This window comes from Glaciecola sp. XM2 (assembly GCF_018595715.1).
In the GTDB taxonomy this organism is placed as follows: domain Bacteria; phylum Pseudomonadota; class Gammaproteobacteria; order Enterobacterales; family Alteromonadaceae; genus Glaciecola.
In genome coordinates this window covers 189,925-213,747 of sequence record NZ_JAHEOJ010000024.1, presented here as the reverse complement: position 1 = coordinate 213,747, position 23,823 = coordinate 189,925, and the positions used below count along the sequence as shown (strand labels likewise).

The 23,823-nt window shown below is 45.5% G+C and carries 24 protein-coding genes; 5 read left to right on the top strand and 19 right to left on the bottom strand.

The window, feature by feature from the left end; translation table 11 throughout:
* Positions 1 to 80: 80 nt before the first annotated feature.
* From KJ365_RS11030 to KJ365_RS11015, 4 genes are all read right to left on the bottom strand, one after another.
* Positions 81 to 632 (bottom strand): hypothetical protein, encoded by a 552-nt coding sequence (locus KJ365_RS11030; RefSeq protein WP_214451707.1) that lies wholly within the window; start codon positions 630 to 632, stop codon positions 81 to 83.
* A 796-nt stretch (positions 633 to 1,428) separates the two neighbouring features.
* Complete coding sequence (locus KJ365_RS11025) at positions 1,429 to 2,154, bottom strand: outer membrane beta-barrel protein (protein WP_250884164.1); 726 nt, start codon at positions 2,152 to 2,154, stop codon at positions 1,429 to 1,431.
* A gap of 580 nt (positions 2,155 to 2,734) precedes the next feature.
* Entirely contained in the window at positions 2,735 to 4,540 is a 1,806-nt protein-coding gene (locus KJ365_RS11020) for a serine hydrolase domain-containing protein (RefSeq protein WP_214451705.1), read from the bottom strand.
* Between the two features lie 180 nt (positions 4,541 to 4,720).
* A complete protein-coding gene (locus tag KJ365_RS11015; protein WP_214451704.1) occupies positions 4,721 to 6,607 on the bottom strand; it encodes a serine hydrolase domain-containing protein in 1,887 nt (628 codons plus the stop codon).
* Positions 6,608 to 6,681: 74 nt separating this feature from the next.
* Here KJ365_RS11015 and KJ365_RS11010 point away from each other — a divergent pair, with 74 nt between their 5' ends.
* Positions 6,682 to 6,933 carry a type 2 periplasmic-binding domain-containing protein gene (locus KJ365_RS11010; protein ID WP_214451703.1) on the top strand — a complete coding sequence of 84 codons (252 nt, stop codon included), beginning with the start codon at positions 6,682 to 6,684 and terminating at the stop codon, positions 6,931 to 6,933.
* Positions 6,934 to 7,311: 378 nt separating this feature from the next.
* Here KJ365_RS11010 and KJ365_RS11005 read toward each other — a convergent pair whose 3' ends face one another.
* From KJ365_RS11005 to nudE, 3 genes are read right to left on the bottom strand one after another with little or no spacing between them, the layout of a single operon-like run.
* Positions 7,312 to 7,902 carry a YceI family protein gene (locus KJ365_RS11005; protein WP_214451702.1) on the bottom strand — a complete coding sequence of 197 codons (591 nt, stop codon included), beginning with the start codon at positions 7,900 to 7,902 and terminating at the stop codon, positions 7,312 to 7,314.
* A 22-nt stretch (positions 7,903 to 7,924) separates the two neighbouring features.
* Positions 7,925 to 8,746, bottom strand: coding sequence for a 3'(2'),5'-bisphosphate nucleotidase CysQ (cysQ, locus tag KJ365_RS11000; protein ID WP_214451701.1), 822 nt, complete (start codon positions 8,744 to 8,746; stop codon positions 7,925 to 7,927).
* Complete coding sequence (nudE, locus tag KJ365_RS10995) at positions 8,743 to 9,306, bottom strand: ADP compounds hydrolase NudE (protein WP_214451700.1); 564 nt, start codon at positions 9,304 to 9,306, stop codon at positions 8,743 to 8,745. The genes cysQ and nudE overlap by 4 nt, the downstream gene beginning before the upstream one ends.
* A gap of 62 nt (positions 9,307 to 9,368) precedes the next feature.
* Here nudE and yrfG point away from each other — a divergent pair, with 62 nt between their 5' ends.
* Both yrfG and yjjX read left to right on the top strand, forming a co-directional pair.
* A complete protein-coding gene (gene yrfG, locus KJ365_RS10990; RefSeq protein WP_214451699.1) occupies positions 9,369 to 10,055 on the top strand; it encodes a GMP/IMP nucleotidase in 687 nt (228 codons plus the stop codon).
* Positions 10,056 to 10,098: 43 nt separating this feature from the next.
* On the top strand, positions 10,099 to 10,677 hold the full coding sequence (yjjX, locus tag KJ365_RS10985; protein ID WP_214451698.1) for an inosine/xanthosine triphosphatase: 579 nt from the start codon (positions 10,099 to 10,101) through the stop codon (positions 10,675 to 10,677).
* Here the strand turns inward: yjjX and KJ365_RS10980 are convergent, their stop codons facing one another.
* From KJ365_RS10980 to gspC, 12 genes are all read right to left on the bottom strand, one after another.
* The gene (locus tag KJ365_RS10980) at positions 10,678 to 11,433 is read right to left on the bottom strand and encodes a type II secretion system protein N (protein WP_214451697.1); all 756 of its coding nucleotides are present in this window, start codon (positions 11,431 to 11,433) and stop codon (positions 10,678 to 10,680) included.
* Position 11,434: 1 nt separating this feature from the next.
* The gene (locus KJ365_RS10975) at positions 11,435 to 11,920 is read right to left on the bottom strand and encodes a type II secretion system protein M (RefSeq protein ID WP_250884163.1); all 486 of its coding nucleotides are present in this window, start codon (positions 11,918 to 11,920) and stop codon (positions 11,435 to 11,437) included.
* 4 nt (positions 11,921 to 11,924) lie between these two features.
* Positions 11,925 to 13,115, bottom strand: coding sequence for a type II secretion system protein GspL (gene gspL / locus KJ365_RS10970; protein ID WP_214451696.1), 1,191 nt, complete (start codon positions 13,113 to 13,115; stop codon positions 11,925 to 11,927).
* A 3-nt stretch (positions 13,116 to 13,118) separates the two neighbouring features.
* Positions 13,119 to 14,186 (bottom strand): type II secretion system minor pseudopilin GspK, encoded by a 1,068-nt coding sequence (gene gspK / locus KJ365_RS10965; RefSeq protein ID WP_214451695.1) that lies wholly within the window; start codon positions 14,184 to 14,186, stop codon positions 13,119 to 13,121.
* Positions 14,183 to 14,854, bottom strand: a complete 672-nt coding sequence (gene gspJ, locus KJ365_RS10960; RefSeq protein WP_250884162.1) for a type II secretion system minor pseudopilin GspJ — start codon at positions 14,852 to 14,854, stop codon at positions 14,183 to 14,185. The genes gspK and gspJ overlap by 4 nt, the downstream gene beginning before the upstream one ends.
* A gap of 1 nt (position 14,855) precedes the next feature.
* Positions 14,856 to 15,251, bottom strand: coding sequence for a type II secretion system minor pseudopilin GspI (gspI, locus tag KJ365_RS10955; RefSeq protein WP_214451694.1), 396 nt, complete (start codon positions 15,249 to 15,251; stop codon positions 14,856 to 14,858).
* A complete protein-coding gene (gene gspH, locus KJ365_RS10950) occupies positions 15,248 to 15,868 on the bottom strand; it encodes a type II secretion system minor pseudopilin GspH (protein WP_214451693.1) in 621 nt (206 codons plus the stop codon). The genes gspI and gspH overlap by 4 nt, the downstream gene beginning before the upstream one ends.
* A 36-nt stretch (positions 15,869 to 15,904) precedes the next feature.
* Positions 15,905 to 16,372 carry a type II secretion system major pseudopilin GspG gene (gene gspG, locus KJ365_RS10945; protein ID WP_284731280.1) on the bottom strand — a complete coding sequence of 156 codons (468 nt, stop codon included), beginning with the start codon at positions 16,370 to 16,372 and terminating at the stop codon, positions 15,905 to 15,907.
* A gap of 4 nt (positions 16,373 to 16,376) precedes the next feature.
* Complete coding sequence (gspF, locus tag KJ365_RS10940) at positions 16,377 to 17,594, bottom strand: type II secretion system inner membrane protein GspF (RefSeq protein ID WP_214451692.1); 1,218 nt, start codon at positions 17,592 to 17,594, stop codon at positions 16,377 to 16,379.
* Positions 17,595 to 19,184, bottom strand: coding sequence for a type II secretion system ATPase GspE (gene gspE, locus KJ365_RS10935; protein ID WP_214451691.1), 1,590 nt, complete (start codon positions 19,182 to 19,184; stop codon positions 17,595 to 17,597). It lies immediately after the preceding gene.
* 2 nt (positions 19,185 to 19,186) lie between these two features.
* Positions 19,187 to 21,175, bottom strand: a complete 1,989-nt coding sequence (gene gspD, locus KJ365_RS10930) for a type II secretion system secretin GspD (RefSeq protein ID WP_250884193.1) — start codon at positions 21,173 to 21,175, stop codon at positions 19,187 to 19,189.
* A gap of 81 nt (positions 21,176 to 21,256) precedes the next feature.
* Positions 21,257 to 22,201, bottom strand: coding sequence for a type II secretion system protein GspC (gene gspC / locus KJ365_RS10925; RefSeq protein ID WP_214451689.1), 945 nt, complete (start codon positions 22,199 to 22,201; stop codon positions 21,257 to 21,259).
* Between the two features lie 184 nt (positions 22,202 to 22,385).
* On the opposite strand from gspC, the gene KJ365_RS10920 reads away from it, so the two are divergent.
* Both KJ365_RS10920 and hslO read left to right on the top strand, forming a co-directional pair.
* Positions 22,386 to 22,772 (top strand): RNA-binding S4 domain-containing protein, encoded by a 387-nt coding sequence (locus tag KJ365_RS10920; RefSeq protein WP_214451893.1) that lies wholly within the window; start codon positions 22,386 to 22,388, stop codon positions 22,770 to 22,772.
* Positions 22,773 to 22,789: 17 nt separating this feature from the next.
* Positions 22,790 to 23,707, top strand: coding sequence for an Hsp33 family molecular chaperone HslO (gene hslO, locus KJ365_RS10915; protein ID WP_214451688.1), 918 nt, complete (start codon positions 22,790 to 22,792; stop codon positions 23,705 to 23,707).
* Positions 23,708 to 23,823: the final 116 nt, after the last annotated feature.

The window sequence follows — 23,823 nt, the reverse complement described above, 5'->3', positions numbered from 1 at the left end:
CACGAGTTTCGCTTTAATTAGATTTGTGCACAATTAAGCTTAGGCAAAACCAAAAGTATTCAGAGTGCTTCACAACAGGTTTACCTTTGGTTTAGTTCAGTTTGTCGTTGTCCAATCAAGACAGCAATCCGTTGATAACGTCTGTCAAGTCGCTCCATATCGCGCATTCGGTTTTTGGACGATGTCGTCCTTGCAAGAATTGCATTACGGAACTGAATAGATTGGAGAAACTCTGAGGGCTCGAATGGGGATTCGTCGCTCGTAAGCCAGTCGATGGCAATGTTTCCGGCCAACGAAGGCTCGACTAGCATGGCGGTCATATCTACATGCTGTAGCAGAATAGGGTCAGTTACGTTCAACAAGGTGGCCAGTTCAATTTCTGCACGCCGCTCAATGTCAGCAATATCGCTTTGCAGTTCCGTCAACTCTTGAACCAAGGTATCATCTACGAACACATCAAGACGTCCGGTACTTTTTAGGGCCTCAAATGTGGTCTGATTAAATTCCATAGTCGGCATCTCCCATATGCCATGGCTCAATAGCGCTAGAATCTCTTGCGATTTAGTTAGTGGGGCTTTGCCGACACTATAGGCATACAGCTGCTGGCGAGCTTTATCTTGAAGATGAAGCATATCTAGTGTTATGCTTGCGAGTTCTTGAGAGCTACGAATATCTTCCTCAAGCAGGCGTAGAAAGACGATTTCATCCTCCCTTTGAGCGTTGTCAGTGTTCCAGTTGGAGACCTGAATACCAATGAACACCCCGATAACCTAAATGAAAAAATCGAGGAAGACCGCAAACCAGTCCTGTTCGCGTAAATGCTTAGTGAGGCGCCGCAGAATCATGCGTGAACCCACTTTGGCGTGGCCGCTTCATACTTGGAGACAGCTATGGATGAATTTGAAAAAAATGTTTGCTTCATCTGATATAAATCCTTTTGTCTTTGTGAATACAAAATATACAAAAGTGGCTTCTCGGTCTAGCCAGTTACTATTCTGCCCACTCAATTAGTTGACGCCAATCTTTGTCCTCATTGCCATTCCCCATCTAAAATTGCCCTAGGCTCCATTTACTGCTGCAAGAGTAAAGAAAAACGCAATTGATGAGATTTCCAATTACTGACCGGTCCCCGATATTAGGTCCACTTGCTAGATGAATTCGCAATGTTCATTTTCTATCTGTGCCACAAATTCATTGGGTGACAGTGTAATCCCCCCATTTTAAACAGCAGTTATTCGTAGAATTTTATTAAGCTGCATCTAAAAATTGCTTGGGTGGTACGCCACCAATCGCCATATTAGGCCGCTCATTGTTATAAAGCCAGAGCCAATTTGTTGAATGACTCAGGGCGTGATGCGGTCATTCGAGCATTAAGTTTGACAAACATTTTTGCCACAAACGAGTCCTCTGGAGGATTTTGATTGACAATTAAAAAGCAAAACGTACGCCTACATTCAACGTTGTGATTTTTCCTAACTCGTAGCCTGTTACCAGTGCAATGTTGGGACGGACGTTCCAACGTGCGTTCACGCCGAGCAGGATATCTGTTTCGAAGGGGTCAGAACCACCAGAGGCGACATCCCCAACTGCGGTATAACGCGCATGACCTTGAAGATGAAATGTTGGTGTTGCTGCCCAGATAACACCTACCTCTGACCCGACCCCGTTATCGTCTGCGTCAATATCAATGTTAAAACCTGCAACGCTTGCATCCTTTAACTCTAGCTGGTCAAGACTCAGGCGACCATAGTAAGCCAATGTTTCCGAGACATTGTATTGATAACCGACCCCAATGCGCCAACGCACCACATCATACTCACCTGTAACAGTGTTTATGTCGTTGCGGATTTCCAGTTCTTGGCCTAGAGATGCATACTCACCAAATAGATGCATTTGATTATTAAACTGCCATGCACCGCCAATAAAACCACCACCATCGGCATCACTCTCTACGTCTAAAGGGTCACTTCCCATGACTGCTCCGGATGTCTCTATGTCGTTGACAAAGCCACCGATAATTCCTCCTTCGATGTAGGTGAAGCCGATATCGTCAGTTTGCGCTATCGCATTGTTAAATAAGATGGTAAATGTAGCTAAAACCAATAAAAAGATTGAGTTGTTTTTCATCTTAATGTCACTATTTTCTAAGAGCATAAAAGAGTTTTGCTCTTTTCTTGACTTTATTATAGGTTAGTTATTGAAGTAAGGCTCAGATGACGTGTGTTAAATTTGTTTAATCTCTGCTGTTGCAGCATATTACCGCTGATTAAAAACAAGCATAATATCGCAAAACCCAAAAAAGGTGACCGTCCGGAAACTGCTCCAAGGATGACGCTGTTGATGTTTCAAATAGCGTGGTGGTGCTTTTATTGACGCATTGCTTGTATCGAATTCAGTGAATAGATTCGTCTGCTATCTGCGCCACATGAGCCAGTCAGTCACTTAGTAAAAAGTGAGCCAAAGTATATATTATTGTCTTTCCTAACGTCCTTATCTAAATTTAAGTTAGGTGCACATTATGATAATGCTCTAAAAAAGTTACATTAAAAAGGGGTTGTCTTGTTAAGGTGCCCATTTGAGCACTTTATTGGGGAACTCATTTTATGAGTGGAGTGGCACAAACATGCTGCGCAAGCTAATAAGCGAGTCACGAGTCGCAAATTGAAGGCACTGCACGTATGTCAGCGCCCCTCTCTAGGCCAAGGGCTGTTTTCTTGAACTTATTTAGATTGCGCTAGCGGCGTTCAAAATACAGATTTCTGACGCGTCCATTGGTAACGCGCATGCCCGTTACTGAGTTGTTTTCATCTCGCTCAAAACGTACGCTGTTTAACACCCACTGCTCAGATGTAAACATATTGTCTTTAATCGGGGTGATAGACACATCACTGTGTCGGCTGTGCCTAAACACAATTTCGCTTTCACCTGGGATTAATTCATATGATGTGCTGAGCTCGTCGCTATAATACGTGCCGGCATACTCGGCTAAGTTCTCTTCAGTGCCCATTAACGGCTCGTAGGCGATAGATATTGTGGGGGCTTCATCACCTTCGGTGACGATCATTTGATTGGGCGTGCTTTGGGTATCAAATTGGACATACAAATCCACATCGACTTCGAGCATCTTAAATGTGTCATTAGAAATTGGTCCCAATGGGCTCTCGTTCTCGCCGCCTCGTGAATACATCAGTACGCCGTCTTGGATATACATTTGACGAGAATATGCGCCATCTTCATTCCAGTAGTGACCTTCAAATGTAGCCAAAGTCGCTTCATCGAGTTCGATAAGCTCAACAGCTTTAGTTTTGCCTGACTGTGCATTGGCCTGTTCCATATCTGCTGACGAAGTCAAAGCGTCTTCTAGGAATATATCAGCAACGCCTAACGCCAAATTGCGCGGGTTGGCAGTGGCGACATTATTAAAGACCGAGACTGCAAGACCTTGCTCAGGGAAGCGCGCAAAGAAAGTACGATAACCAGCATCGGCGCCGCCATGTTGAATATACTCTAATCCCTTGTGCTGACTCACAAACTGGCCGTAAGCGCCTCCAAAGGTCTCGCCGTTGTTGAGCACCGCAAGGGTATTCATTTCTTCAATTAAACTTTCGCTACCTACTTTGACGTTTTCAAAATTCATCGCCCATAGGCTTAAATCTTCTACCGTGGTAAATAAGCTGGTTGCGCCAACATTGGCATAGCTAAGCACGGTTTTTTGATAGCCATCTTCATTAGGCGCATATGAATAAGCGCGGTTTTTCACGATTTTTTGGTGATCATCATAAAAAAGGGTGCTGTCCATGCCTAGTGGGGCAAAAATTTTGTCTTGAGTAAATTCTGCAAAGGTTTGCTCACTCACGCGGGCGACAACTTCTGCAAGCAAGGTGAAGCCTGTATTGGAATACAAATACTCTTCGCCGGGCTTAAAATTAAGTTCTTTTTGTTTTTCTACGAGCTTCATAATATGTTCTTTGGTAATGACATCGTCAAACCGCCATCCTGCCATGACGAGTAGACTCCATTGGTCGCGAAGGCCGCTGGTGTGCGAAGCAAGATGACGCAGCGTAATCACTTCACCAAAATCGGGTACTTCGGGGATGTATTTGCGAACGTCATCATCAAAACTTAGTTTGCCTTCTTCTGCTAAGAGCAAAATTGAAAAGACCGTAAATTGTTTTGAGACCGACGCAATGTGAAACACAGTGGAGGGCGAGACGGGAATGTCGTACTCAAGGTTGGCGCTGCCATATCCTTTTGAAAATATCGTCTGCCCATCTTTGACTACCGCAACGGCTGCACCTGGTGCAGTTAAGTCATCATATTCTGCAAACAATTGGGCTATCTGACTAGCATATGGGCTTTGTTCGGCGTTTGCGCTTTTAGTTTCTTCAGGCTCTGCTAAACAAGCACTAAGCGAGATACACATCAAAGCTAAGGTCGGAAGCAACAGGAGCCTTTGAAAGCGCACTTTACTGTTTTGATATAATGAGGCAGGCGTTTTTGACGCTAGATGGGTCGTAAACCGTAGTATGTTGTTGTCCATGAGCGAATCCTTTGCTGTTTTCTTTATTTAAAAGGTGCAGAGACTTAGGCGGCGGCAAAATCAAGACATAAGCTATGCGCTTGTGCTCATAAGATAAACACACTCAATCTCTACATACAATGTGACTCCGGCTTTATGAAGTCGATATATTTAATTGTTCCATGCGTATTTTACATCGCTCTAAGCAAACGTCCGTAAACCAATAACGCCAAAATAGGCAAAGTAAATGGTGCATACAAAAAACACTGCGCTACTGAATAAACAGGCATATTTGCTAAACCAGTGAGTATCCTTTTTAAATAGTCGCACATTTTGAACGAGCGCAATAACCGATGCTACAGCAAATCCATAGGTAGCAAGCATCATGGTAATTGACGCAACACTTGGATTACCAAGTAAGGTCAATACATCGTTCATTTGAGCAAAAATCATGGCGATAAAGAAAACGAATAGACTCAGGCTTGCCAAAAACGGCCACAGTTTAATTTGTAGAGACGCGGAGCCTGTACTTTTGCCAAGATAGCGGCGGCCCATCCACCAAAAAAACCAAAGCAAATGCAGGCCAACGAAGGCTAATAAAGCCCATAAAAAGAACTGTTGTAGGTAATGGCGCAGCGGTGAAATTTTTTGAAAATGCTGAGCACCAATTTGAATCGCCTCGCCATTGGCATCTTCTAGGAGCGCCACATTTGCCACCGCATTTTCAGATTTGCGAAACAGTTGGTCGGTGACTGCAACATAGCTGAAGCTTCCTGACTGGAGTGTGTCTTCTTTTAGCTGAACCTTTATGACGCCGGTAACTTGCTCTACAAAACGCGTCATTTCTTGGCGGGGATTAGTTGGCATGTAGTAGCCTGAATAGCGCTGTGCAGCATCACTGTTTATTGTGTGAGCTTTAGGTGGCGCCGGCGAAGCTATCGAATCAAGTAGGTAATCTTTAATCACCGCTGCAACTTCTGAAAGGCCCATGAAGGCATCGGAGTTGATGGCAATATAATATCCCACGCCATGCTCATGTGAATACACAAGCTCGCTTAACCCGCCGTTTACGCCCCCGTTGTGACCGTGTAGCATCAATCCATGCGAAAAAGACGTGTAGTTTGCAATACCATAACCGCTGCGCATGCCAGCTTTAGCCGCTAGCGTGCTTGCAGGCGTTTCCATTAAGCGTAGGCTGTTTGGTGTTATAACAGGCCGTTCAATGGCGCTTTTGCCATTGACAAGGAATGATAAAAAATTTGCCATATCCACTGCTGAGGCATTCACCGCCCCCGATGGTCTTAGCCCTATATGCCAATACTCTACAGGTTGTTTGTTTGCGTAAAGAGTAGCAGCACTGCCATCATTGACTTGCCGATAGGTAGCGGTTTGCATGCCTAGCGATGAGAATATATGTTCTTTAACGTAGTCTTCAAAATCCATACTGGTGATTTTTTGAATAATATAGGCCACCACGGCATGCCCAGAGTTTGAATAGGACATACGCTCGCCCGGAGGCCAACGAGATATGCGCGATTTTGGGTGAAAGTCTAGTGCTTGTTTAAGCGTCACCGGGGTGGGATCGTTTTGCGCAAATTCCACCAGATGAATGTCGTCCCATCCTGCTGTGTGCTGCAATAGGTGAATCACTCGCACGGGATGACTGGCGCTATAGGGATTGGTAAAGGCAATATCCGGCGCTAAATCTTTAACGGGGGTTTGTAAGTCTAGTTTGCCTTGCTCTACAAGCTGAAGGGCGGCAATACCCACAAACATCTTCGACACTGAGCCGATGCGAAACAATGTGTCTTGGTCAGCATCTTGCGCCAACTCCTGATTGGCTAAGCCTAAAGCGCCTTGATAAACCGTTTCGTTATTGTTGATGATGGCTAGGCTGATACCAGGAATTGCATGAAACTCTCGCAGCGTCTCAATTTCATTGAGTAGTTCTTCAATATTTGCGGGTGCAGGCGGCGGGTTATCATCGCCTTGTTGAGACTGGACCTCTTGTGCTAATGCGAATTGAGAGTTGAACAAAAATAAAAAGCAAGCCACGAAAAAGTGGTTAACTAAAGCATCCTTTCTCAAGTTCATCATCCTATTCCCTCTTTTTACTGACTTTACTGGGTAATTTATCTACATTAACTTAGAGTAAAAGTTGTTTGAAAGCAAATTGCCCGCGCGAGTGTATTGAGCACTTTGGCGGGAGTATTGAAATGCTTTTTGACGAGACATCGTTTCCCTTTATTACCCAATCAGCGCGCGATCCTCAGCCATCACTAGATTTCATGTGTACAGAAAGTCTTGTAAACGGCGATTTAGTGCGGCTATTGCCTAATGAAGATTTAGCTAACTCAGAGCTTTCTCTTGTCAGTCCACGTAACAGATATCCGAACATAAGCGCAAAAACGTGAAGCAATTTTTACTCGCGCATTTAGGAACGAGTGCTAGCGCATCGGATGCTTAGAAGAATGTTTTTTCGGATATGTAGCGATTGTTAAGAACAGAGGAAGTATTATTTGCGCTATCAGGCTTTCAAAATAAGTATCTGTCACGCCAAAGATGTGTATTGCTATTTGATTACAAGTAAAGGTGATGCCTAGGAGTGTAAAAAACAAAAATATAGAGCCGGCGACTCTGTGTTTGCTCCTTAATAGCATAAACTCTTGTTGGAAACGCTTAAACGATTGGTACATGCTCGTCTCAAATGTAAGGTGCTAAGCTTTCACATGTTAAACACTTAGTAGGACGGCAAAATTAGTGAAGCCATCCCACCAAGTAATGAAGCAAAGCTAGTTGTTGTTAAACACCACATAAAATGAAAAAGGCACAGCGAGTGAAATGTTTTGTAGCATGGCTATTTCTCTTAGTGCTTCTACACCGCCTTCTAGGTTGAAGTCGGCCGCGTTAATCACGGTGGGTTTTACCGTGGCAGCAGAGAGCTGGCCGTTGGCTAAACCAGTTACTACTACATCAAAGCTTATTTGCTCGGTTACACCGGTTAAGCTTAGCTCGCCTTCAACAGTGGCTATTTTTCTTTCGCCAGGGCTTAAGTTGAGTAGCGCTTCATCTAGCTTTGCTGTAAAGCGCGCTTGCGAGAATTGCGCGACGTCAAACAACATATTCTTCATGCGCTCGTTACGAATAGGAATAATGGTATTCACAGAGGCGAGATCAACGACTAATACTAGCTGACCGTCTTCTGTGATGGTGCCATTAAATTTATCGAAGGTGTGACTTTCTGTTACGTTAACGTTTTTCGTAGATAAGAAGTTAACGGAGCTGCTTACCGTTTCTAATTGATAATCCGCCATGGCGAAAGGCGCCGCGCACATCAAAGACATCATCAACACTGACTTTACACGTTTTGAGAACTTACCCATGTTTGAATTCACCTAATTTACGTTATTTATACTGAATTATACTGTGCCAATCGACCCGTTGATCACCCAATACAATAAAATCTGGATTAGTCACTTCTTCGCGCTTGTTATAGCTGAGCTCGTCAAAGGTTGCTGCTTTAATCTGTCCGCCGGCTTCGTTGATGATGCATTGTGATGCTCCGGTGTCCCACTCACCGGTTACCCCTAAGCGCATAAATACGTCGGCTTTACCTTCGGCAATAAAACAGGCTTTTAACGAGCATGAACCGGTAGGTAGGGTTTGATACTTTCGTTTTTGCGATAAGCGCTCTAGCACGCGCTCGCGTGATTGCCTGCGGCTAATCGCAATCATGATCACATCTTCGCTGGGCACGCCAAAGTTGCGCACGCCGATAGGCTTGGTTTCTACCTGACAACGTTTGTAAGCGCCCTGACCTTTACTGGCAAAATACAGTGATTCTCCGCATGGCCAATAAATCACGCCTATCACGGGCTTGTGTCTTTCAATTAACGCAATATTGATTGTAAAGTCACCGCTTCGAGCGACGAACTCTTGCGTGCCATCAATAGGGTCGATTAGCCAATAGCGTGTCCATGCTTGCCTATCTTCTAATGCGGGTATTTCGGTTTCTTCCGACATGATGGGGATATTGGGGGTGAGCCTTGTGAGCGCTTCGGTGATGATTTCGTTGGCGCGATAGTCTGCGCTTGTCACTGGTGACTCATCTTCCTTTTCAAAGGTTTCAAAGTCGCCTTTATCGTAAATATCAAGCACCTCGACGCCGGCCTTCACCGCTACATCTTTGGCAATCTCTAAGAGTTCGTCAATGGATTTTGTCATCATTGTGCTGCCCTCCACCGTTGCAACAATAACAAAGCAGCAATGCTTCGCGCTTCACCAAAGTCGGGTCTGGCGAGCAGTTCATCAACATTAGCAATTGGCCATGGTACCACCTCTAGCTCTTCGGGTTCATCGCCTTCCAACCTGCTTTCGGTTAAGCCTTTAGCGATTAAAATATCCATTGCGGCATTAAAAAACGTAGGAGCCATCCAGACTTGTTGCAGGGCTTCGATATCCGTTGCTTTGTATCCAACTTCTTCTTGTAATTCACGGTTGGCTGCTTCAAAAGGTGTCTCACCAGCGTCTATTAACCCTTTTGGAAAGCCAAGCTGATAGGAGTGCGTACCTGCGGCATATTCACGAATAAGTAGCATGGTGTCATCATCAATTAAGGGCACAATCATCACTGCGCCACGACCAGAGCCTGCCATGCGCTCAAATTCGCGGCTCGCGCCATTGCTAAACGTTAGGTCAACCTGCTCAATTTTAAAGAAGCGACTTTTTGCGACCGTCGTGGCCTTATTGATAACCGGCAATTTTTTATTAGGATTAATTTTACTCATTCAACCAACACAAGATACACTACCACTTAAATGATAGTTAACATTAGCATAAGGAACAACGATTGGCACTGTTACCCTGGCATAAGATAGAAACGGTTTTGCTGGATATGGACGGCACACTTTTAGATCTGACTTTTGACAATCATTTTTGGGTGGATCATATACCTAAAAAACTGGCCGAAAAGACCGGACGCTCCCTTGAAGCCTGCTATCAAGAGATGGCTGAAAACTACGCTGAGGTGCATGGCCAAATTCAATGGTATTGTTTGGATTATTGGGCTGAAAAGCTCGACTTAGACATCATTTCTGCTAAGCGAGAATTAATGCATCTTATCCGTATGCGTGACGACGCTATTCCTTTTCTAGACGCTTTAAAACATAGTCAGCGCGAAGTGGTTTTGGTGACTAATGCGCACCCTGGTAGCTTGTCGTTAAAAATTGAAAAAACCCAGCTTGATACGCACATCGACACGCTCATTTCTACCCATCAGTTTGGCGTGAGTAAAGAGTCGCAAGTTTTGTGGCAGCGCCTGCAAGAGCATCTGGATTTTGACCCTAAACACACTTTATTTGTGGACGACAGTCAGCGAATTTTAGATGCGGCAAAGGAGTTTGGTATTGCCTATACATTGGGGATCACCAATCCAGATAGCGAAAAGGAAGAAAATGCCATTGTGGGTCACCCTAGTACCAATAATTATTTAGAGATTATCGACTCCATTATTCAAGATAACTTCCAAGGTGCGTAAGCGATAGTGTCACTTTTACAAGCAGATCATTAAGGTATGCAGCATGAACAATGAAAAAACAGGGCCGCTCACAGTTGCGGTTGCTTCTCATAATCCTGTAAAGGTCGAGGCGGCGCGACAGGCATTTAGCGCGGTTTTTCCACAGTGTGATATTAAGATTGTGGAGGTAGATGCCGACTCAGGAGTGCCTGATCAGCCCATGAGCTATGAACAAACGCGAGAAGGCGCGCATAATCGCGTTGTGAATAGCTATGAAACACCGGCCGATTATTACATCGCTTATGAGGGCGGCGTCGACGTATTTGAAGATGGTCCTAAAACCTTTGCTGTTGTGTGTATTTCAGATCAAGATTCATTGGTCTACGGGCAAACCGCTTCGCTACCTTTGCCATTGAGTATTTATCAAAGCTTGTTGGAAGGTCTAGAGCTTGGAGATGCGATGGATGCGCTTTTTAATACGCATAATATTAAGCAAAAAGGTGGCGCCATAGGTCAACTCACGCAAGGGATTGAGACACGCTTGAGTATTTATCAAAGCGCAACAGTATTAGCGCTTAGCGTGTTTGCACAGCCTCATTTGTATGATGTTAGCGAGGTGTCTATGCCTCTTAAGATGCACTAACTAAAGCCGTATCTGGTAAAAACCTTGGCCGTTGCGCTGGAAAAAGCTGTCTGCGGCTCGTCTGATGACGCTAGGCAGTTCGTCGTTAGGTAAAAACTGACCATTGATGCTGTACTTACCCGTGCTATCCACGACAATCAAGCCGGTTAGCTGCAAGTTATTACCTTCATTGATGCTTACGGTTAAATCACCTTCTTGGCAGCTTAAGTCGGCGTTAAAACTGCCGAGGTTGACGGCTTGTTGAGGGGTGTCGACCTCAGCATTGAGCCATGCTCCTGTACCTTGTAATAAAGTGCATGTTGGTGTCATTTCAAGTTGATCAATATTAACGCGAAAGCGACCATTTGCTGTAACTGCCACCGGTAATTTAAATTGTGAAAGCACAGCCTTTGCGGGAACAAATATTTGCGTATCGGTGAGAGAAAACGAATCAACTGACAGCAGATTCACACTCGCCTCACCGTCTACATATATTTGCTCGCTGTCTCGAATGGCGCCGCCTTTTAACGATACTTCTGCGTTTAAGAGCAACAAGCTTAAAGGGTTAAGGGACCATTCAATGTTATTTACCCTAAAGCCATTTGCCTCTATCGCTGCGGCTTTGCCATTAAATAGCGTACCGGTTACCTGCATTAAATTGACTTGCTGGTTGGTCTGGGCATGTATTTGCGCTGCTACGTAGGATGCCGGAAAATAAGCAATCAGAAACACAAGATAACTAATAAGGACAAAAACAATCCACTGCCAAGTTTTCATGTTATGCACTACCTAATTGAAGACGCCTGACCTGCACAAAGCCATCATCTGTGGTTTGGCTAAAATCAGACTGTAAAACCACAACTCCGCGCTGTTCTAAACCATTAAGCCATTGCATAAGCGTATTAAACTCAACGCGGTCTATCCAAATTTGTAGCTCGTCATCTTGGGGCTGCATGCGAGATACCGATATATTTGCCGCACGAGTGGTCTGGTTTACTAATTGTGTGAGTGAGCCATTAAACTGATTTACCTGACCTGAGCTTCTTAATAATTGCGCTCTGGCTGATTGTTCTTGTACCCATAATAATAATTTCTGGTCGTTTTCTAGGGCCAGCGATTGGGTTTTTAGTGCGTTGTTTAATGGTGCCCATAACAGGAAGTAAAACAACACGATAACCGTGACTCCAGCGGCGATATATACTAATACTCGCTCTCGAGGGGAAAGCTGATTCAACCAATTTTTTGCTGCTTGCATCTGCTTCATGAAGTTATCCTTTCACCACAATCACGCCCACGACCTGATCGCCTTGATTATTGATTGCACCTTGGTCTACCGCAAAGCCGAGGGACTGTAGATCGCGTCTAAAGCGCTCAAGAGATTCAAAATTATTTGCGACCGACTGCATGCGCAACTCGGTGCGACTGGCATCAAAGCGCAAGGTTTGTGGCGTGACGCCTGAACTTGCAAAGGCATCGCTCATTTGCGACAAAATGGCCAGCATACTCAAGCCACCGCCTGCCTGCTCTAGGCGCCTCATTTCTCGCTCTACTGCTTGGCGGGCTTGACGATATTGCCCGATATCAGGGAAGCCTCGTGCAACGGTGTCGCTGATTTGGGTACTTAGCTCACTGCGCTGCGCCTTAATGCTGTTTAGCTCCAGGGTTTTGACAAAAATATTAGTGGTTAAAGCGACTGCCGCAAGGATGGCTGCGACTTTCCACTTTTGCCAATGCGGATTGCCCTCGCGCTTCACTGCATAATCTTGCTGAAACAAGTTAAGGCTTTGCGCGCTTATATTGTTCAACATCATTAACAAAGGTAAGTCACTGTAATCGGCGCTGGTTGTCTCAGTGGGCAAGGCTTGCGCGGCGTCAATTTCGGTGAAGCATTTAATCTCTTGCTCATTGTCTTGTGCTTGCTTCGCTAAAATAGGCAGTAGCCAGTCAGCCTCGCCGCTTACCCCTTGCGAAGCACCGCTGCGGGCAATAATGTCATCACCTAACTGTACCAGTGATAGCGTATTGTCGATATGAGGCAATGCCAGTGCGTCTGGCACCATTGTTTGGCAAAAGATATCGGCATCTTTAAATGCCTGTTGCCACATGCTAAGCGTGTCTTTAGCGACCACTGCAACACTTTGTAAATCACCCTCGCGCGGTCCGAGTGCAAAAAAGTGATTATTAATATCTGAGCAAATGTCTTCTTCTAGCATAAACGCAATTGCGCCCAGCGCTTTTCGAGAAGCGTTAGCCGGAAGCGTCACCTGAGTGATCAATACTTCAGAACACGGGGCGAGTGCAATCACTTCACTGTTATTTGCATGTTCGCTCAGCTGAGATAGATTTAGCGCATTGCTAAGCTCACCGGAGGCAATAATTTCTTGATCTTGTTCACTGTATACCAACCACTGCACCGGGGCGTGAAGGTCACAACCTAATCTAAGTATTAAACGTTGCACGAATTAAAAGCCTCCAAATTCACGTCTTATCACCGTTACTGTTCCACCGTCTACGCTAAACAGTGTGTTTAGCTTAAATTGTGCGTTGTTGTATTGTGCTGTGGTACTAAGCTTAAAGTATTTTGTGTTAACCGCAAACCAATCTAGCTGTTCTGGTTGTAAATTAAGCGCTGTGACTGCGGGTAAACGTTTGAATTCGTCAAGATTAGCATAACCTTCGGGGGGTCTATTAGAGATTATCGCTTGTGCGCTTTGCAGGGTGTCACCCAGCACCGCGGCTAACACATGCGCGTGCTCTTCTTTGACGGTATTGACGTTAAGTTTAAGCGAGGTCTCAGGAATGACACATACTAAGGGAAGCAAATTGGCCAACCACTGGTCTTGCAGTCCCTCTCCAATACCGTTTACCAGGCGCAATTCGGTTTTACTCGACATAGGGCTGTTGGCTGCTAAATAAGGGGATACCCGCGATTCATAATCGATATCCTCAGCACCAAAATTAGACGGGCGGTCGTCAGGGTCTATCCAATCGCTTAACGAGTCGGTGATGGTGTCGGCAGTGAAATTATCGTTTATGAGCATTTCTGCCAAGTTAAAAAATGCTTGTTGGCTAAAGGAGCGACCATTTTCAGGTTGCGTCGGTGTTGGTGGCGTTGGCGGTTCAGTTGGCACGCCTTGGATCTCTTGCTCTTCACCCTCAGGCTCACCTTGTTGGGATGGGTCGAACGTTGAGTTGATGGCGTTTAGGTTAAAACATGACTGCATATCGTAAAGTTCGGCTTTAATGCTTCCGCCAAGTACCGGATATTCAAACACTTGCGCCCAGGGCTGACTTAAGTTGGTGTTGTCAGGGCTTAAGGTGCTAAGGGTACTTAAAGAACTGCGCGCAAACTCTTCGGCGCCTAGAGCATACCAATAGGCTTGATTGTTCTCTTTGATATTCTGTGCGCGCACCACGTTAAGCTGCAAGCGTCCGGCCATTTGTGTGGCTAAAATGCTGATGAGTGCAACAATTAATAGCACTACCACTAGCGCTATGCCGCGTTGATTGGTTTGCCTAACGCCTTTCATAAGCTCACCTGAAAGATGCGTGAAAACTCGCCATATTGGGACGATGTAATGGTGATCTGAATGGCTTGCGGCAATGCGGTACTTTCAACAGCATCTGACCATTCAAATTCTTCGCTGACGCTGACTTGTCGTAAAACTTGAATTTGTAAGTCTTCTACATTTTCTAGAAGAACGCGTATTCTAGGTTCTGTGCCAATCACAGAGTCGACATAATTGGTATGTAAGCGTTGCAGCTGGTTTTCTTGTAAGCGATACACCACATTTTGAAGTGAGCTTCGCGGCAAAATCATTTGGGGGTTGTGCCAGCCGCTGCGAACAAAGCCAATGCCGTCGGCATCGCTTTCAAATTCAAACTCCCCGCCATCTATCATCAACGCATTTTCTTGACCTTGTAAACGCGGCACCCGATCAACAATTTGCGAGAAATCCCGCTCCATGACCAACATGGCGCGTTGCAGTGTTTGCAATTGTCCCAATTCACTATCAGATAGCTCACTACTTGAACTAACGCTTTGTAATACTTGGTTGGTGGCAATGGCAACTAAAGCAAAAATCGCGATAGCCACAATCAATTCAATCAGGGTAAAGCCACCTTGCGCATGCCCAGCAAGGTGCTCAGGCATTGGCGTGGTGAGCGAACGGCGTTGGGGCGAGCTGCGCATAAACATACTATTGCTTAGCCATAAAAGTGGTAACACTAGTAATAGCGCTGTTTAATTCTTCATCTTCATACACCGTCACAGTGACTTGCAGCAAGTTGTCGTCAGGTGTTTTTTCAACCACTTGCTCCCAATACCAAGTGTTGTCTGACATCTGACTTTGGCCTTTGAGTTCATTTTTAGGCGGCCAGGTTACGCTTGCGCGAATACTGGTTTCGGTGAGTTGGTTGTTGGCTACCCAAGTTGCAAAGGTCATGTTTTTAAGCAGTGTGACTGCGTTGAGATGTTCTGCGGTACTTTTGACGATAGCCGCCCCAGCTAGCGCAAAAATAGCGACCGCGACCATCACCTCCAGTAAGGTAAAACCGCGCTGTTTGTTGAATGCTTGGTTATGCTGAGTATTCATAAAACCTCAGGCCCCTCTCGCTTAAGCGGCGGGACCTCCTCACCAAGCAATGAAAAATAAAACGCAGGTTTTTGTGAAAAAGGCTCGTCGTATATTATTTTAAGTTCGAAGGGTGTATTTTCACCGCTCGATAAAATCAAAATTTGCGGTGGGGGAGGTTTAACGTCTTCTTCGTTGCCAATTTCCACGCCCTCATCGCTCACGCTGAGTTGCTCATCAAATACTTCGGTGTCAAAAAGGCTATCGTCGGTTTGCCAAGGCAAATTATCTAAACTAAGTTCGAGTTCGTAAAATTCGGGGAGTTCTTTGAGTTCAAAAATAGCTTGAGATTCGATGGGTTGCCACTCTTGTTGCTCGTCTAGTTCAACAAACTCATAAGTAACATTTTTATCGTCAATGCGCAGGCCCAGTTGCTTTTGATTGAGCACCGCATAGTCGCTGGCCATATCAAATAATACTTGTAGGCGGCGGGTCTCTTCTTCTACACCTTGCTCTGGGTCGCTATCAAATACATTGAAGCTGACTACCGAGACCACCAGCCCCATCAAAGCCACCACTAGTATAATCTCTAGCAGTGTAAAGCCTCGCTGGGTGTGATGTGCAGATTGAATTTGCATAGCTTACTGACAAACCCATGATGAGGGCGAAGTCATCTATTGTAGATAATCGTTAATATTCCAAGTGCCGATATCATCGTCGGTACCGTCTTGGCCATCGGGTCCCATTGAGTATAGGTCTACGGCGTTAATTTCACCTGGGCTTAACAGGATGTACTCATTACCCCAAGGGTCAAGTGGAAGGCGCTTGATGATGCCACCTTCTGGATAGCTGCGTGGAATAGGCTCAATGGTTGGAATCGAGACTAAGGCCTCTAGACCCTGCTCGGTGGTGGGGAACTGGTTAGTACGCAGTCTGTACATTTCCAAGCTATTTTCTAACTGTTGGATATCGATGGCAGCTTTTTTTAGCTCCGCTTCTTGCTGGCTGCCAATAATGTTAGGTGCAACCAGTGCCATGATCATTCCAATGATGAAAATTACAATCATGATTTCGATAAGCGTAAAGCCCTTCATAAAGGCGCCTTTGCGCGAATTTAAGCGTTGTGAATTCAATGGTTTCATCCTGTTACATTCCTACTAAACTGTTGAGTGACAATATGGGGAGTAATATTGCCATCACAATAAACAATACAATGCCCGCCATTGTAACAATCAATAGCGGTTCAAATACTTTAAGCGCCATATTAATGGTCGCTTCTAACTCTCGCTCTTGGTTGTTAGCGGCACGTGCAAGCATTTGTTGAAGTTCGCCAGAGCGCTCACCTGATGCAATCATATGCATCATCATGGGCGGAAACACCTTGGTGTTTTCCAGCGATGCTCGCAAACTTGACCCTTCTTTTACTCTAATTGCGGCAGCTTTGACCAAATTCTGTAAATGTAAATTTTCAAGGACATTGCCGGCAATGCGCATCGACTCGAGCAAAGGCACTGCACTGGCCGATAATATACTTAATGTTTGAGCAAAGCGCGCGGTATTAGTTCCACGTACTAACTTGCCAATTATTGGTAAAAACAATAAGCGCTTATGCCACGTTAAGCGAATGCGTGGAACTTGCAAGATGCGATTGATTAAAAATATCACCGCTAACAATACGATACCGCCAACAATGCCATGATTTTGTAAACCATCGCTGATCGCAATGAGGATCCTCGTCATTAGCGGCAGTTCTTGCCCCATGGTATCAAATTGTTCAACAATGCTAGGGACTACCACGGTGAGCAACATAATGACTACGCCGATGGCCACGGTCATCATTACCAGAGGGTAGACCAAGGCTTGGGTAATTTGGCTTGCGGTTTGCTGGCGTTTTTCTGTGTAGTCGGCCAGGCGACTGAGCACGGTATCTAAGTGTCCTGAGCGCTCACCTGCCGCCACCATGGCACGGTATAGGGTATCGAATACTCTGGGGAAGTCAGCCAAGGCTTTGGCTAAGTCATGACCTTCTACCACTTTACTGCGTACCGCCATCATCATGTTTTTTTGGCGTGGCTTTTCGCATTGCTCAGCAACCGCTAGCAAGGCTTCTTCAATGGGTAATGCCGCTTCAATGAGTGTGGCAAGCTGTCGGGTTAGTAGTGCTAAATCGGCAGCAGAAATTTTTGGTGTAAAAAAAGAGAGTTTGCGCTCGCTTACTTTATCTTCCTTAACTTGATTGACTTCTACAGGAATAAGAGACTTTTCGCGCAGCTGTTGGCGAATCTGGCGGGGTGTGTCGCCTTCCAATACGCCTGCTGTGTTTTTTCCGCGCGTATCGAGCGCCTTGTAAGCAAATGCTGGCATCTATTCTTCTCGCGTAACGCGCAATACTTCCTCGAGCGAGGTAATACCTTGCACCACCTTATCACATCCGTCTTGACGAATAGAGGGGGTGGTTTTGCGGATGTATTTTTCGATAGCTTGCTCGCCGCGTCCGTCATGCATCATTTCGCGTACGGTCTCATCCACAATTAATTGCTCATGAATACCGGTTCTGCCTCGATAGCCAGTATGATTGCAATGCGGGCATCCTGTTGGCGTGTAAATTTCTACTTCAGTGTTTGCGGTAAGACCGAGTATTTCTCGCTCTCGCTCACTTGGCGCATGCCCCACTTTACATTCTGGGCAAAGGGTGCGGACGAGTCTTTGTGATAATACACTTAATAAACTTGAAGAGAGTAAAAATGGTTCAATGCCCATATCCTCAAGTCGCGTGATGGCGCCCGCGGCAGTATTGGTATGCAAGGTCGATAACACTAAGTGGCCCGTTAAACTTGCTTGCACGGCAATTTGAGCGGTTTCAATGTCTCGAATTTCACCCACCATGACCACATCAGGATCTTGACGTAGTATCGCCCGTAAACCTCTGGCAAAGGTCATATCAACCTTGGTGTTTACCTGAGTTTGTCCAATGCCTTCTAAGTCAAATTCAATTGGGTCTTCAACGGTGAGAATGTTGCGATCTTTTGAATTGATCTCAGTTAGCCCTGCGTACAAGGTGGTGCTTTTTCCTGAGCCGGTTGGCCCGGTTACCAGCATGATGCCGTGGGGCTTTCGAATAAGAGAAGAGAAGTGCTTGCGATTGTGAGCGGTCATGCCTAAATCGGTTAAATCCAATCGCGCATTATTTTTATCCAATAGCCTCAATACCACACGTTCGCCATGACTCGATGGCATCGTTGATACGCGAACGTCTACCGCTCGTCCGCCGATGCGCAAGCTAATTCGACCATCCTGTGGAACGCGCTTTTCGGCAATGTCCATCTTCGACATGACTTTTATCCGCGAAACTAACATCGACGACATTTTGCGGTTAGGGCGTAAAATTTCTCGTAAGACACCGTCTACTCTAAAACGGACAATGAGCTGATTTTCAAAGGTCTCAATATGAATATCAGACGCGCCTTCTTTTATCGCCTCGCCCAACATTGCGTTGATAAGTTTAATGATCGGCGCATCGTCTTCGTTATCAAGTAAGTCCTCGGTGTCGGGCATATCCTCGGCTAGCGCAAAGAGGTCACTTTCGTTGCCTAAATCTTCCATGAGCTGTTTGGCTTCTGACGAGCCGCGCTGAAATGAGTCGGTCAGCAACTGTTCAAAGTCATCTTGGTTTACGATGGACAGACTCAATCGACTGCCAGCATGTCGGCGCACTTCGGCAATGCTGTTAAGCTTTGTCGCTTGCGTGTAGTAAAGCGTGATTGGGTCAGTATGTAAGTCTAGTAAGACATTGTGGCGCTTTGCAAAGCTAAATGGGACCTGAGCGCCAATAGCCTCATCCTCGTCTGCAATAACATCTGCATTAGCGATTGATTGCGCTTCTTGCAAATCTTCACTTGCACTTAAATTTACATTATCGTTTGACGTTAGCTCTGTTGACGCGTTGTCAGCCATGATTAATCGTCCAGTTTATCTTTTTCAAGAATATATTCTTCAAACGAAGGCGGTAACTTAAGCTTGTCATCCCAAGCTGGCAAATCAGGCCCATTTGTATTGGGCATAAGCGGAATGCCCTGAGACTGCCTGTGCAGTTGCTGCGCGCGTATGTAATTGTATTTACGGTGGCTGATTTCGTTCATAGTGAAACCATCTCTGACAATTGTGGGGCGTAGGAATACCATCAGGTTGCGCTTTCGCTTACTCGTTGAAGTTGTTTTAAATAGATGACCTATGACCGGGATATCTCCCAGCAAAGGCACTTTAGAGACACTCTCTTGAACGTCTTCATCGATTAAACCACCCAGCACAATGGTGCCGCCATCATCGACGATAACGGTGGTTTTGATTTCACGTTTATTAATTAAAATATCGACGGAGGTTGCACCGCTAACGCTAGAGACTTCTTGTTCGATGGTCAGCTGTACCGCGTCACCTTCGTTAATTTGTGGCGTGACTTTAAGTTTGATACCCACTTCTTGTCTATCAACGCTTTGAAATGGATTAGAGTTGTTAGCGCCGGTAGTTGAGCCAGTAATAATCGGGACTTCTTGCCCGACAATGAAAAAGGCTTCTTCGTTGTCCATGGTGGTTAAGTGCGGCGTAGCCAGAATATTAGAATTAGTGTCTGTGCTCACTGCTTGCACTACCGCACCCCAGCCGTTTTCGATAACGCCCGCGATAAGGCCGTTGGCACCACCTAAAAGCTGAGCAAGAGGGGTTAGGTTACCTTCCACGGTTTCAGTGGTTTGCACAAGGTCTCCATTGGCCGATATGGTTGAACGCTGAAGTTCTTCGTTTTCTGCTTCTCTAAGTGCGACGCCCAATGAGCCAACGGGTACGACGCCATTGCCAAATTGCGTACCACCGCCGCTTTCTGATAGCCATTGTACGCCCAAGGTAACGCCGTCACCTTCAAAGACCTCAACAATAATAGCTTCTACCTGCACTTGCGCGCGGCGCACATCAAGTTGACGTATGACTTCTTCTAGCGAGCGCAACACATCTGGCTCCGCGGTAATGACAAGAGAATTGGTATCGACGTGTGCATCAATGCTGATGTCACGATTATTATTGCTGGTTCTGCGCGCCTGTTGCGGATTTGCCTGACCTTCTGCTTGAATCGATGCACTAACACCTTGCAGCACCTGCACTAAGTCTTCAGCATTGGCATAGTTTAAAAAGATAACGCGTGTATTGCCGCTACTTTCGAGCTCTTGATCCATGCGTTCAATCAGGTTGATTAAGCGTTGTCTAGATTTTGCATCGCCGCTAATGATGACAGAGTTTGTGCGGTCATCGGCGACAATTCGGGGAGTAGATTTGCCACCTGCAGCTTGGTTATTGGCCGAATTGTTAATGCTCTCAACAATACGCGCCATTTCAGAAGCAGACGCGAACTTAAGTTTTACAACATCTACGTCTTCGTCTCCAGCGCGGTCCACGCCTTCAATGATTTCAACTAAGCGATTCACCACAGCGGCGCGGCCAGTGAGCATCATGACGTTAGAGGGGTCATGACTGACGACGTTTCCGCCGCCTTGCTGGTCGTTCAATTGACGCAATATAGGGGCTAACTCTCTTACCGGTACGTTATAAACGGGCACCACGCGGGTGATCATTTCATCGCCGTTGAAACGGTCGCCTTCTACCACTGGAATGTTAGACGACTTAGCATCTTTAGATCGAACCACTTTTAAAATGCCGCTTGGCATTTCAACCACTGCAAAGTCATATACTTGCAGCACGTTCAGAAAGAATTGATAGTATTGTTCTTCATTGAGTAAATCATAACTACGAACACTGATTTTGCCGCGAACGTTAGGGTCGACAATGATCGTGCGTTTTAAGTTCTTACCCACGATATTAATGAACTCAGTGATTTCAGTATTCTTAAAATTGGGTTGATACTCCGCAGCATGCAGCTCAAGACTTGCCATGGCACTCATACTTAAGCACAAGCTAAATATTGCTGCCCGTGGTGCCATAGCGTTCCTTAAAAATTTCATAACAATACTACCTTAATCATTTTATTCCCTTGGCATGTCGACGGTAAGCGATACAAATTCGTCGCCGCGAATAATTTCTAAATCTAATGTTTGTGCGTTATTCATAACGGCTAATGCTTCTAAACCTTGTTGTAAATCTGACAAGTCATAGCCATTTAGTTCGGTAACAATGTCACCTTCTCGTAAACCCACTTCTTGAAACAAGCTTGGATCTGCACCTGGCGCAACGCGATAGCCAATAGGTGTGCCATCCCTTGTATGCGGAGTGAGACGAATGAAATCAGCGAAGCTATCTGGGTTGGCTTGGAGCTTCGCGCGCGCGTCTCTCATTCGCTGAAGCGTTTCCGGAGAAGGGCCTCGAGCTGGAGCATTAGCGGTTTGCGCTGGTTGTACTTGTGGCTCTATCGCTTGGTTTTGTTGGCGTAATCGATTTGCTTCTTCAAAATCGACGCCGTCTAGCATGAGCGTTTCGCGAGCCGTTCGATTTTTGATAATAACGCGATCGGCATAAATCTCTTCCAAAATAACCTGCGTGCCCTCAATTTTATCGCCGATCCCGTATGTATTTTGGGCATTACGATATTCAATAACCGCCGCGCCAATTTGAGGGTCTGAGCTTGCGACAACGCCCGACAGTAACAAATTGAGTTTGGTTTCGGGCGCATCCGTCACTTCTTCTTGCACGACCGCAACGACAACTGCGTCAGCATCACCAAATAAATTCAATGCTAATAGTTTATTTAGATTGGTTTTTGTATCAACTGGCCTCACATCCTGCTGAGCATTGGATGCATTTGTTGAAGCGACTACAATATCATTGGGCGAAGGTATAAACTGCCACGTCAATTTTGCAGCGAAGGCGACGATGTATAAGCTCAGCACAATGGTCACTACCAAAATGATCTTCTTATCATTTTGATGGTAAAATTGACCAATGGGCGCTAAGGACAGCTTTTCGATTGTCATTACGTCTCGACAGCAGTTATGAAAATGTTAAAAGAACCTAATCATAGCTACTGTGAGCGATATGAACAATAGCCAGCACCCTATGTGATAAAAATTTAACGTGATATTGGCCATGAAAAAGCAAAAAAATAGCAAGCAACAGGCAAAATCGACTAAAAATACAAAAGGCGGTGCTAGTAATGCAATGGCCGCTGACGAACCCGTGCGAATTGATAAATGGCTTTGGGCCGCCAGATTTACTAAAACGCGCAGCTTGGCAAGGGATTTGGTGCAGCAGGGTAAGGTGACCATTAACCAGCAGCGCGCAAAACCGAGTCGGCCGGTGGAGCTTGGCGCTATGATTAAGATCCCAGCGGGTTTTGATACAAAAACGGTGGTTGTTGAACAGATTTTAGATAAACGTCAATCTGCTCCTTTGGCGCAAAAAATGTATAGCGAGACGCCAGAAAGTGTTGAATTACGCGCTAAAAATGCACAAGCACGAAAACTGAGTATTTTTCATAGCCCACGACCGGATCAGCGTCCTGACAAAAAACAGCGCAGACAGATAATTAAATTTAAACACCAATAATGAAGGTAAATGAAGATATGAGCGATAAGCTAACGAGGTTTTTGTTTGAGAACCGGGCAATGCGAGGCGAAATAGTGCAACTTGAAGAGAGTTACCAAGGTGTGCTTGCTTCTTATGATTATCCGTTGCCAATTGCTCGTCTGCTTGGAGAATTGATGTCGGCGGCTAGCTTGTTGACCGCAACACTCAAGTTTGAAGGAGAAGTGTCTCTTCAGTTACAAAGCGAAGGTGTGGTCAAATATGCGGTGATCAACGGGACTCACGATCAACAATTACGCGGGATTGCCCGGTGGGATGAAAGCCTGAAAACCCTGCCTGATAGCTTCTCTGAGTTGTTTAAAAAAGGCACGCTTGCCATCACATTAGCGCCGGTAGATGGAGAGCGTTATCAAGGGATTGTTGCACTAGATAAAGGCAGTCTTGCCGCATGCCTTGAAAACTACTTTTTGCAATCAGAGCAACTGTTGACGAAGATTTGTTTGGCAACATCTGCTGAATCTGCCCCTTGTGCGGCAGGACTATTGTTACAAATCGTACCGCAAAGTAGCGAAACCTATCAGCAAACAGACAATGGCGACTTTGAACATCTATCTCATCTTGCTGCTACAACAAAAGATGACGAGTTACTTTCGTTAAAGCCTGAAGAATTGTTATATCGATTGTTCCATGAAGAAGACGTTAGGGTGTTTGAGCCTCAACCTGTTGTGTTTCAGTGCGACTGCTCGAAAAATCGTAGCGCACTGGCATTGCGGAATGTGTCTAAAGACGACCTGCTTCAAATTGTTCAAGAAGAAGGTAGGGTGAAAATGAACTGCCAGTTTTGCCATTGTGAGTATAATTTTGACGCGATAGATGTCGAGAACATTCATTCAGACGGCTTCACGGGTTTTGATGTATCTAGTGGGAGTTCACAAGCCGCAAAACGCAGCCATTAAGGCTATGTTGATTCGCGCTCGACAGATAGCTAATGTGGGCAAAGCATGGATGCTGAAGCGAAAGGCTTACGCCATCTTACATAAAAGCAAAACGGGGGCAATGCCCGTTATTATAG